Origin of the sequence: Niabella beijingensis (assembly GCF_020034665.1) — a bacterium.
Lineage (GTDB): Bacteria > Bacteroidota > Bacteroidia > Chitinophagales > Chitinophagaceae > Niabella > Niabella beijingensis.
Map to the genome: position 1 here is coordinate 2,739,606 of NZ_JAIQDI010000002.1, position 10,380 is coordinate 2,749,985.

10 protein-coding genes are annotated in these 10,380 nt (G+C 48.3%); 1 reads left to right on the top strand and 9 read right to left on the bottom strand.

The annotated features are described in order from the left end of the window. Positions 1–21 precede the first annotated feature (21 nt). From K7B07_RS27480 to K7B07_RS27515, 8 genes are all read right to left on the bottom strand, one after another. The gene (locus K7B07_RS27480; RefSeq protein WP_223713890.1) at positions 22–717 is read right to left on the bottom strand and encodes a hypothetical protein; all 696 of its coding nucleotides are present in this window, start codon (positions 715–717) and stop codon (positions 22–24) included. An 8-nt stretch (positions 718–725) separates the two neighbouring features. After that, complete coding sequence (locus K7B07_RS27485) at positions 726–1,787, bottom strand: hypothetical protein (RefSeq protein WP_223713892.1); 1,062 nt, start codon at positions 1,785–1,787, stop codon at positions 726–728. Positions 1,788–1,951: 164 nt separating this feature from the next. Next, on the bottom strand, positions 1,952–2,557 hold the full coding sequence (locus K7B07_RS27490; protein ID WP_223713894.1) for a hypothetical protein: 606 nt from the start codon (positions 2,555–2,557) through the stop codon (positions 1,952–1,954). 60 nt (positions 2,558–2,617) lie between these two features. Further along, positions 2,618–3,385, bottom strand: a complete 768-nt coding sequence (locus K7B07_RS27495; RefSeq protein WP_223713896.1) for a DUF6620 family protein — start codon at positions 3,383–3,385, stop codon at positions 2,618–2,620. 46 nt (positions 3,386–3,431) lie between these two features. After that, complete coding sequence (locus tag K7B07_RS27500; RefSeq protein WP_223713898.1) at positions 3,432–4,217, bottom strand: hypothetical protein; 786 nt, start codon at positions 4,215–4,217, stop codon at positions 3,432–3,434. Positions 4,218–4,223: 6 nt separating this feature from the next. Continuing rightward, on the bottom strand, positions 4,224–4,466 hold the full coding sequence (locus K7B07_RS27505; protein WP_223713901.1) for a hypothetical protein: 243 nt from the start codon (positions 4,464–4,466) through the stop codon (positions 4,224–4,226). Between the two features lie 54 nt (positions 4,467–4,520). Next, positions 4,521–5,507 carry an SPFH domain-containing protein gene (locus K7B07_RS27510; RefSeq protein WP_223713903.1) on the bottom strand — a complete coding sequence of 329 codons (987 nt, stop codon included), beginning with the start codon at positions 5,505–5,507 and terminating at the stop codon, positions 4,521–4,523. A 218-nt stretch (positions 5,508–5,725) separates the two neighbouring features. Further along, positions 5,726–7,549 (bottom strand): hypothetical protein, encoded by a 1,824-nt coding sequence (locus K7B07_RS27515; RefSeq protein WP_223713905.1) that lies wholly within the window; start codon positions 7,547–7,549, stop codon positions 5,726–5,728. Positions 7,550–7,825: 276 nt separating this feature from the next. Here K7B07_RS27515 and K7B07_RS27520 point away from each other — a divergent pair, with 276 nt between their 5' ends. After that, entirely contained in the window at positions 7,826–8,401 is a 576-nt protein-coding gene (locus K7B07_RS27520; RefSeq protein ID WP_223713908.1) for a hypothetical protein, read from the top strand. A gap of 68 nt (positions 8,402–8,469) precedes the next feature. Here K7B07_RS27520 and K7B07_RS27525 read toward each other — a convergent pair whose 3' ends face one another. After that, entirely contained in the window at positions 8,470–10,014 is a 1,545-nt protein-coding gene (locus tag K7B07_RS27525; RefSeq protein WP_223713910.1) for an alpha-N-arabinofuranosidase, read from the bottom strand. Positions 10,015–10,380 lie beyond the last annotated feature (366 nt).

A 10,380-nucleotide genomic window follows, 5' to 3' on the forward strand; every position in this document is an offset into this window, starting at 1 on the left:
ATATTAGGTTAAAAAAAGACTTCAGTCCTTTCTTACCTGCTTCAACTGTCCGTTCATCGTAAATAGCAGGGTGTAGTCGTGCCGCTGGCCGCTGATGCTGGTCAGCCACTCCCGGCGTCCAAACGTATAAGAATTGATAAACCGGACATACCCGTCGGGTTCCGGCTCATTTAACTCCCGGGCCTTTTGCCGGCTGGTCTGAAGTATTTTTCTGACTGTTCCAAACCGGATCTTATCCAGGGGCATCAAATAATTGGTCAGGTTTCTGTTGCCGCGCAGTTTTACAGGTTTAGGTTCCTGCCATGCACCATCTTCATACTCATAACTATCAATATGCTCCGGCTGCAAAGGATCCTGAAGCTCGAGCAGGATGCGCCCCGGCGAATAAAAATAGATATTGTTTAAAAAATGCAACCGCTTCCCTTTAAAACGGGGTAATTGCATCAACACCTGCTGTACGCTGTCCAACCGGGCTTCGGTTTCAAAGATATTTACGGGTTCCGGTTCCTTAACCGGTTCCTCCACTACCGGTGGCTTTGGCCGGGGCGCCGGCTTTGGCGCCTGTCTTGCCTGCTTTTCTTCTTCCTCTGCTGTTTTTTTTGCTTTCTCAGCAGGCGGATCATACGTATCCTTTACACTTTTTCCAACCTGGTCACAGGCCTGCACGCCCATCACCATTGCTGCTATTACTATGAGTCTGAAATATAGTTGCTGCATTTTCTTTATTAATTCAGGGAAATAGGGCCTGTTGCGATCGGGGCATCCGGAAGGTATTCGTCGGCAAACAATACCTGTTGCGGGTCCTCCGGCAGGTAAAGGATGGGGCGCTCCCCTTGCTGAACACCGCCCAGATTCAGCAGGCTGATGATTTTCTTAAAGGTCACACGACGTAACCGGCCTTTATGGTCTGTGAATTCCAGCTCAAACCTTACCTGTGGCTGCTCATTGATATACATGCCCGTTTGCTGCGCATTCAACACCCGTGCTGTAGCCATCTTTCCTTTCAGCACCAGCACCAGTTCTTTTGGTGGCGCCGACGCCCCTACAGCTGAGCCTCCCATTAATGATCCCATAAACCCGCCTTCATCGCCTGCCAGTTTTACAATAACCACATCGAGTAGCACACCAAAAAACAGTCCCCACAACGGAATGGTTACCCAGGGATGCCAGAAGTGCATAAACCGCCAACCATAGCCCTTACTTTGCAACCAGTATGAAAAAACAAGGTAGCCGGCGCTGAAAACAATAAGCCCGAGAAGGAAGCCGATATTCCGCGCAGCATAAGCAACATTTGTTGTTACGGTTATCCCTTCGGGGATCATTGCCGGTGCCCGCAGTGCCGGGTCGATACGCATGCGGATGGAGCTCCCTTTTTCAAAGCGCCGCTCCTGCGGTTTGGCATCATTGAATTCATAAGGCATCCGGATCAGGGTGCCGCTGAGGTTTTTGAAAACAAGCTCCAGGGCTATCTCCTGGTAGCTGCCTTTATCAGCCAGCAATCTTTTTTGTACGATGGCAGCGGTTACCGGTACTCCATCCCGGATCGTTTTTTTGATCCTCCCAGCATTGCCGATTATAGAACGGACGAACGCTTTATAATAGAAGAAAATAAACAGCACCCATGCCGTCACGCCTATACCCAGGCAGGTAAAGGCCCAGCCGGGCGAAGAAGAGAACACCGGACCATCATCCGTTCCGGAAAAACCGATCATCGGTGCATATTCAAATATCATGGGGAAGAGAAAAATGAAAAAGAACATATATCCCTTCCAGAAATTTTTGCTCATACTTACCTGTTTCGTTTATAACCGGTGCTCCGGCTCCATGCTTTTACACCTTCTTCCGCGCGCGCCCGGTAAACGGGTCATCATCCAACCCCGGGGCCGGAAACAGGCCGGGTGCCTGCTCCGATGGGGTAAAAGAACGATTCACATAGGTTCAACGGCCCGTATCACTTACACACAACCCGGCGTATTTCAACAGCCAGTTCATCCCGCGTAAAGAAGGAATTAAAAAAAGTCTCCAGATTTCCTTCTTCTTCAATTTCTGTAAAGAAGACTTCATGATCGGTACTGTAAACCGTGGGATTGTCCGGGTTTTTATCAGAAAGACATATAAAATAAACATCAGGGTAACCGCTTGACCAGGCGATCTGCATAAAATCCAACGGATCGGCAGGGATCATTTTCCGTACAGCGGTTTCGCTGATCACACCTGTCCACGCAGCAAAATCAGACGCTTCCTTCCGGAATGGCGTGAACAGCTGCGGCCGGAAAAATGCCTGTCCACCGGAAGGTGCATCAGCTGAAAAATATAAATCCAGTGTATGCTCCAACACGGCACGTGTATCGGCCCCGGTAAGCGCTTCCTGCATATATTCCCCCAACCCTTCAATGGGCTCTGTTTCTTCCGCCCTGGCCCAGGGCGTATCCCTGGGCTTGGGATACAGTGGTGTTTTTAATTCAATGGCAGCCAGATCGGCCTGTAACGACACCCCGGTTACCTGGCCGGTATAGCCGCCAAGTGCAGTGATGCGGTCTAAGATCTCCTGTTTCATACCTGCTTTTTATGAATGTAGCGAACGCGTACAGTTTTTTTTCCGGCGGCCCCGAAGGCATTAAAACTCCACATCGTCGGCAACACCACCCGTGTTGGCCTCCTTTGCAAACCGTTCGTTGTACTCCTTCTTTTTCTGATCCTGGTAATCGATCATTTGCGCCAGAATATTAAAATCACTCATCCACTTCGTACCGGCTGCATTTACCTGTGCCACGGTGAGTCCCAGCTCATCAATAAGCCATTGAGCCCCATCCAGGCCATTATCATAAGCCGCCTGCAGGGCACCCTGTAATTCAAAAAAATAATGTTTGTCGGTTTCTATACGCTGCAGGGTTGCCGCGGCCGCTCCTTCGGCTACAGCTGTTGCCGGCGCCTGGTCCGGCACCAGCTGCCCCAGCTTTTCATGTTCGTTCGCTTTACCAAAGTACTTGGAATAAACATTTACCATGTTATACGTTTTGTCATCACGCATCCGGTTATTCCAGGTGGTTTTTGCTTCCTCCCACAAGGGCAGTTCTACCCCCAGGGCCTTACATACCTGCATATCTGTACAACCCGCGCCCATCTTTGCCGCACCTGCGGCATAATCGAATACCGTTATTCCGTGTACCGGTTGCAGCAGGGGATCATTGGGATCTTCGGTAGCTGTATTCATGGTGGTCATACCCACTGAGGCAGCACCAACATCCATTGCTTTTTGCATGTCACCCTGACCATAGGCTTTCAGTACTTCATTGTATGAATCCGGCTGCTGCTGGTCCTTGGCGGCATTCTGTGTCATGTCTGTAATGCTCTCTGTAATATTTTTAAACATTTTTTTAAACATACCTGTGAATTTTAATAGTTATAAAAAATTATTATCGGAAGGATTCTTAGTCTTCAAGTATTTCAAACTGCCGGTAATCACTGATAAGCCGGTTGTAAAAATTCTGATGCTGCTCCTCCAGGCCGGGCAATATTTTGTCCATCTCTGCAATAAGCGCCCGGGTGTATTGCTGGTAACTTTCAAAAGCCTGTCCGGCACCTCTTTCCCCGCGGATGCGTTCGTATACGGTCTTAAGATCCCTGCAACGCTGCTCTGCCAGCGGCCGCGCCAGGAGCTCAACCATTTTTGCTTTTGTACCGGGATCAAATGTATTCTGGGTGCGGCAATGCGGACAGGTGATATAGGTAGCTATAAAATAGAACCGGTCGATCTCCAGCCTGCTGCCACATTGATGGCACTGGAAGCTATCTTTTGTATGGTCATACGCCTCCATCGCAGCTGCATATTCTTTTTCCAGATCTCTTTCCGATATTCCATCAAAGACCGTCACCATCAGGTTCAGCACCTTGCTGTGCCAGTCATTAAACCGCACAGAGAGTACCGCTGACTCCATCATTCCCGCCTTCGGTGTCACCTGCGTATGAAAAGTATCGTTCCCTTTTTGCAGGATCCCGTTGAACTGTGCCAGGATGCCCGACTTGAACTGCAGAAAGCTTCTTTTAAAAGGATCATTGTCTGCATCGGCAACCTCCTGTGCTGTGGCCCTTACTTCATCATACAATGACTGTGCACGCTCGGAAAGCTTGTCCAGGAAAACCTGTAACCGTTGCGCCAACGGTGTTTCCTGCTGCTGTTCTTTTTTATCTTTTTCTGTCCTGCCAAAGAAACCCATGACTGTTTATTTTGAATTATCTGTTTTTTTTATATGGATACCGTCGTTCAACTGATGTGTCAGAAAGGAAAAACCGCAGTAACCGCATTTTGTAAGGCCATCAGACTTTGCCCTTCCGGCACCACAGTTCGGACAGGCCACCGTATCCATCCCTGCAGCTTTTTCAATAACAGGCTCCCGTTTTTGATGGATGGCGTTTTGTTTCATTTGTGCTACGAGGGACAGTGGTTTTTTATTTTCTTCCTGCATAATTATTATTTTTAAAACAATACACTTTATAGGTTCGACAATGCAGCCGGTGTTTTATAACTGCGCTAACAGCCCGGCTTTTTTTACTTTGTATTCCTCTTCGTCAATGAGCCCGCCTTCAAATAATGTTTTCAGTTGCTGCAGCTTTGCTGTCAGATCGCCTCCTGCCGGAGTTGCCTGTTGTTGTCCGGCCGAACCGGGTTCCTGTGCATTATTCAGCTGTCCCATCATAAGCCCCATAGCCAGCCCCTGCTGTGTACCGCTTTGTGCCGGGTTTCCCTCCTGACTGATCGCGATAGCTGTATTGAACTGCTGGAAGCGGGTCATATCGCCGACCATATTCATGCCGGTTACTTTATCATAGAACTGCGTTACCTCCTCGGGTAATGTGGCGGAAGTAATGGTAAACTGTGTCACCCCTATACCAAAATCATCAAAATAAGGTTTGATCAGCGGGGCAATGCGTTCGTTGAGCGTGGTAAGACTACCAGCTATATCCAGTACCGATATATTGGCGGTGGCCAGCACTTCTCCGAATTTCGGTGCAATAAAATCCCTCAACTGTTGTTCGAATTCGAAAATGGAAAGCCGGGGATAGGTGCCCGCATATTCTTTAAAAAAACGGGGGATATCTGAGATACGCACATTATAGGTGCCGAATGCCCGTACCCGCACCTGGCCAAACTGAGGATCCCGCAGCACAACCGGCGCTGGTGTTCCCCATTTGAGGTTGATAAACTGCCTGACCGCAAAAAAATAAACATCCGCCTTAAAGGGACTTTCAAATCCGTATTTCCACCCTTTTAAACGCGAAAGGACAGGGATATTTTTTGTTTCCAGCGAATGGGTTCCGGCCGTAAAAACATCGGCAACCGTTCCTTCATTGAGCAGGAGTGCGGACTGGCTTTCCCTTACAATAAGCTTTGCCCCGTTTTTTATTTCCTTATCTCCATCGGGGATCTTCCACATCATCAGGTTGGGGTCCTGCTCTACCCATTCGATAATTTCAAGAAATGGTAATTGGGATGTTGGCTTGCTCATGATCTTTCGTTTTTGAATATTACCTTCCGGTATTGTTGTCAATCAAAGTAACGCCGATAGTATCCTGCACAACAAGAAAAGGACATTGCAAATCAGCTACACTGCCGGAAAAAAGTGTATACAAAACGACTATAAGCAGATCCAAATAGATCATTATCAGCCATATACCAATCCCGCCCTGTGTATTACAGGATGCAGCCCATTTTGAGGCATCAGCCTTACTTCAATTCTTCGAGGAAATGATCCAGGTCGGTATCCTTATCCAGACCCAGCTTTTGTTTGATCCGGTATTTACTTACGCGGACACTTTTGGGTGCTATATGAAAAGCAGTGGCAATCTCTTTGGTATTAAGTTTTAAATGAATATAAGCGCAGTGCTTCAGTTCTAAAGTAGTGAGCTTGTTATCGGATCGTTCTTTTAAAATGCGAAAAAATACGGGGTTGATCTGCTCAAACTCCTTTGCAGACCGTTCCACGATCTCCTCCAGACGCATCTCCTCCTTAATGACTTTGTCAACATATCCTTTATTGCTTTCTGTTTCCAGTTTGGTGAGCTTTTCCCTCATCTGAAGCAGGAGCCGGTTTTTACGTTCTATTTGCAGCGCATCAGCCATGGCTTCTTTCTGCATTTGTTCCTTTTGTACCAGCAGCAGCTCCTGTTCCGCTTTAAGACGGGCCTGTTCTTCTTTTTCTACTTTTAGCTGCATCTGTGCCCGCTGCCGGGCTTCTTCATTTTCCTTTTGAAGTTGTAATGTCTTTTGCTCCTGCAATTTTGCCCGGCTTTTGGCCGAGTGAAGTACCAGAAACAAACTCAGCAGCAGCAGAACAGAAATACCGGATAACAACAGATTCTGATTGGTACGGTTCTTCGCCTTTAATTCTGCTGCTTTTATATCATCCGCCAGCCTTTTGTTCTCAAACTGCGCTTCAAGTCGTTTTGACTGCTGTACCTGTGATTGATTGAATATACTGTCATTGAACGCTTCTTTTTTCCGCTGAAATAACAACGCCCGTTTAAAATCATCCCTTTTTTCATACAAGTTTGCCAGGCCCTGTGCCACATTGAGCAGGGTATAATAAGAAGGTCTTGGCGCCTCAGTGAGATGGATATACGAATCCATCAGATAGGCTTCGGCCATATCGCTGTTCCCCTGCTGTTGTGCGATCTCGGAAAACAACCCGTTCACATTACCCATTATTTCATAATTCTTATCAAAACCCCGCGCGGTCTGCGCTGCAATATTGGTATAATGGAGGATGCTATCCCTTGTCGCTGTTTTGTCGGGCGACTGGTATTTAAAGAAAAAATCAGCGAGGTTAAGGTTGGCAATGGCATAGGTACGCACACCCACCTTCCCCGGAAAATCGTTGTAGAGCTGAACAGACCGGTGCAGGTCGTTCCGCATACTATCCAGGTATACCGGGTCCTTTGTTTTTTTATAATGATATTCCATCACCACCGAACGGGCCGTATAGGCATTACTGAGCCGTTCATATTGTTGGGCCTCCAGCGCCGCCGCCACACACAGCCGCGCATATTTATCGGTAAGGGCGATATCATCCCAGGCGGAATAAACACCGTATAACGTATAGTAAAGCTGTGCCTTGAGTGCAGGCTGCTTTTGCTGTTGTACCAACCGTAACCCCTCCTGTGCATTACTTACCGCCAGGTCCCCCACACTCAGATAATTATACCAGGACGCCAGCGCACCGTAGCCATATGCTTCGGCAATCGCGTTGCGGGATGCTTTTCCTGTCTGAAGACTTTTTGCAGCATAGGTTTTGGCATTGTCATAGTTCCCGTTTATCAGGTAATGCTTGCTTAGCTCTGCATATAGCTGCACTGTCAGCAAAGGATCTGTTCCTTTTTCCAGATGCTGTTCTGCCTGGTTCAGAAAATAAAAATTACGCGTATAATCTGCTTTCATCCGGCAGTTATAAGCAGTATCCAGTAAAGCGCTTATTGACTGCTGCCCATTGACCAGCGAACCGAAAAGAATAAAAACATACAGGAATATACTACGCGCAAACAATGCTACCATGAGAGCGTTTGGAATTTGATTAGAAAGACGCACCGGCCTTTGGTAAAAGGCCCTTCTCTCAAATGTACGATTTTAGCCGTTGTGGTGCGTCAACAGGCAGCGGTTATTATCAAATACGGCCGGATGCACGAACCGTCGCAAATCCGGATAACGGATTAAGGTGCGGGAACAACGAAATAAACAGCCGCTATTTTATGACCTATTGTATCATACAACAGACAGCCCCCTGGATAAATAGCGCAACAGGTATTCAGATAATTTTTATAATATTGTTCTATGAAATACGCTCTTGCACTGATCCTGGTAGTTGCTACCGTTATGGCTGGACATGCACAAAAACGCCATCTTAAACCGCCACCGAAACCACCTGCGCCGCTTCCGCCTCCCCCAAAACCAGTTCCCCCTGAAGACGAAAAAATGGAAGCAGATCCACTAGTGGAACATATAACCGCTTTCTGGACAGACACACTTTACCGCACCACTGACAGCAGCTTTCAGGTAGAGTTATGGAATTTCGCTCCTTCCGGATCGGGCACGGCCCGTCTTTCAAAGAATATTTATCCCTATCCCAGGCGCTATACAAAGGATTCTCTGATAAAAGACGGGAACCGGGTGTTGTCACTGACAATGGAAACTTATTTTCAGGATGGTGAATACGTTTATAATAAAAAGCGGCCCAAAGAAGCCGACAAAATAATTTTTACGGATACCAGGACCAAACGCCGGACGGTATTTAGTATTAACTGGGAGGGTGACGGCGCAGACAAAACAATAAAAGCGCTGAAAGACGAAGCCACCAATACCCTGTGGAAACCGGGTGACCCTCCGGCTTATGGTCCAACGGGCTTTTAAGCGTTCCTCATTACTGCTGTTGCGCCTTCTGTTTTCTTGTAATTGCCTGAAGTACCCGTTCCTGCCGGTCACTCCAGGAGCAGCTGCACTACGGAAAGCCGCGGGAGTTTTGCAACAAGCTCCTGCCCTTTCAGCTGTGCCCCCGTAAAAGAAGCCGGAGCTACTTTCTTTTTATTTTCAAAAGTATTGATGTCTGTAAATGCAGCGCTGGTCAGCACCGTGCCGTTGAGCTTCTTATACCCCATTCCCTTCAACGGTGTATGGATGGTAATATCATTTACAGGATCGATATTCACCAATGTGATACAAAGGCGCCCTTTTGCATCTATCGAAGCTGAAGCATTCACCGCGGGAAGCTGCTGCCCGCCGCTGAGATAGCCCGGTGCTTTTATGTCAAGCGGTACCCGTCTGGCATCCATGTGGGGCTGGTACAGATCAAAAACATAATAGGTAGGGGTCAGCAACATATCCGGTCCCTTCGTCAGTATCAGCGATTGGAGCACATTGACCGTTTGCGCCAGGTTGGCCATCCGTACCCGGTCGGCATGGTTGTTAAAAATATTCAGCGTAGTGGCTGCAATCAGCGCATCCCGCAGGCTGTTCTGCTGGTACAGGAATCCCGGGTTGGTGCCCGGCTCCACATCGGTCCATATCCCCCACTCGTCCACCACCAGTGCCACGCGTTTTTCGGGGTCATATTTATCCATGATGGCGGCATGCTTTGTTACCAGCTCATCCATAAAAAGACAGTTCTTCATAGTGTTGAAGTACTCTTTTTCATCAAATGCGGTAGCAGAACCTTTCCGGTCCCATTTACCGGTAGGAATGGTATAATGATGCAGGCTAAGCCCCCACATCATTTGCCGCGGAATATTTTTCATCACCACTTCTGTCCAGTTGTAATCAGCCGAATTGGCGCCGGCCGCTACTTTTTTCAGTGGTGCATCGGGGTAGTTCCGGGCGAAAGTCGCGTAACGCCGGTATTCACCGGCATAGTATTCCGGTGTCATGTTTCCGCCGCAGCCCCAGCTTTCATTTCCCACGCCCCAGAAACCCACCTTCCAGGGACGGTCCCGTCCGTTCTCCTTCCGCAGCCGTGTCATGGGTGTTTCACCATCCGCATTCAGGTATTCGATCCATTTCGACATTTCTTCCACGGTTCCGCTGCCTACATTACCGGCGATGTACGGCTCCGTACCCAGCAGTTCGCAGAGCTCCAAGAACTCGTGGGTACCAAAACTGTTATCTTCTGTAACTCCGCCCCAATGGGTATTGATCATTTTCGGCCGGCTGTTCCGGTCACCGATGCCGTCCCTCCAGTGGTACTCATCGGCAAAGCAGCCACCCGGCCAGCGGAGGTTGGGGATATGTATCTTCTTAAGTGCTTCCACCACATCCAGGCGGATCCGGTCCTTCTTGGGAACATTCATCCCCGGGTCTACCCAGAACCCGTCATAGATGCAGCGCCCCAGGTGCTCCGAAAAATGGCCGTAAATATGACGGCTGATAGTAGTTCCCGTGTCTTTTGTTGCCAGACTCAGGGTTCCTGTCTTTTGCGCGCTCAGGGAGGCGCCCGTACACAGAAGGGTTACAATAAGCAAGCTGCGTTTCATATTATCGTTTTTATTTTAAGAGGGCAATGATCTTCCCGGTTGGCGATGTTCCGCCAGGTATCACTTATTTAATTGTCATAAATACAATTAACAGTGTACCAAATTTAAATGATCGGGATGATCTCTCAAAATATTTTACCGGGCGGGTTGCAGGTGTTACGTAGTCGGTCAGCTGGATCTTTGCGACCGGCATGCTTTGCGGCATCCGCAGTTATTATAAAGGCCTGGGTTCTGCGGGGTTTCCGGATCCATGAGGCATACAGACAAAAAAAAGCCTCACATTTCTGTGAGGCGCTTCAATAAGAATGGCAGCTACCTACTCTCCCGCATTGTGGTGCAGTACCATCGGCCATAAGGGGCTTAACT

What these genes read in the sequence shown, in the direction of transcription:
- K7B07_RS27480 (WP_223713890.1), bottom strand. Translation starts at nt 717, where the DNA reads ATGCAGCAACTATATTTCAGACTCATAGTAATAGCAGCAATGGTGATG.
- K7B07_RS27485 (WP_223713892.1), bottom strand. Translation starts at nt 1,787, where the DNA reads ATGAGCAAAAATTTCTGGAAGGGATATATGTTCTTTTTCATTTTTCTC.
- K7B07_RS27490 (WP_223713894.1), bottom strand. Translation starts at nt 2,557, where the DNA reads ATGAAACAGGAGATCTTAGACCGCATCACTGCACTTGGCGGCTATACC.
- K7B07_RS27495 (WP_223713896.1), bottom strand. Translation starts at nt 3,385, where the DNA reads ATGTTTAAAAAAATGTTTAAAAATATTACAGAGAGCATTACAGACATG.
- K7B07_RS27500 (WP_223713898.1), bottom strand. Translation starts at nt 4,217, where the DNA reads ATGGGTTTCTTTGGCAGGACAGAAAAAGATAAAAAAGAACAGCAGCAG.
- K7B07_RS27505 (WP_223713901.1), bottom strand. Translation starts at nt 4,466, where the DNA reads ATGCAGGAAGAAAATAAAAAACCACTGTCCCTCGTAGCACAAATGAAA.
- K7B07_RS27510 (WP_223713903.1), bottom strand. Translation starts at nt 5,507, where the DNA reads ATGAGCAAGCCAACATCCCAATTACCATTTCTTGAAATTATCGAATGG.
- K7B07_RS27515 (WP_223713905.1), bottom strand. Translation starts at nt 7,549, where the DNA reads ATGGTAGCATTGTTTGCGCGTAGTATATTCCTGTATGTTTTTATTCTT.
- K7B07_RS27520 (WP_223713908.1), top strand. Translation starts at nt 7,826, where the DNA reads ATGAAATACGCTCTTGCACTGATCCTGGTAGTTGCTACCGTTATGGCT.
- K7B07_RS27525 (WP_223713910.1), bottom strand. Translation starts at nt 10,014, where the DNA reads ATGAAACGCAGCTTGCTTATTGTAACCCTTCTGTGTACGGGCGCCTCC.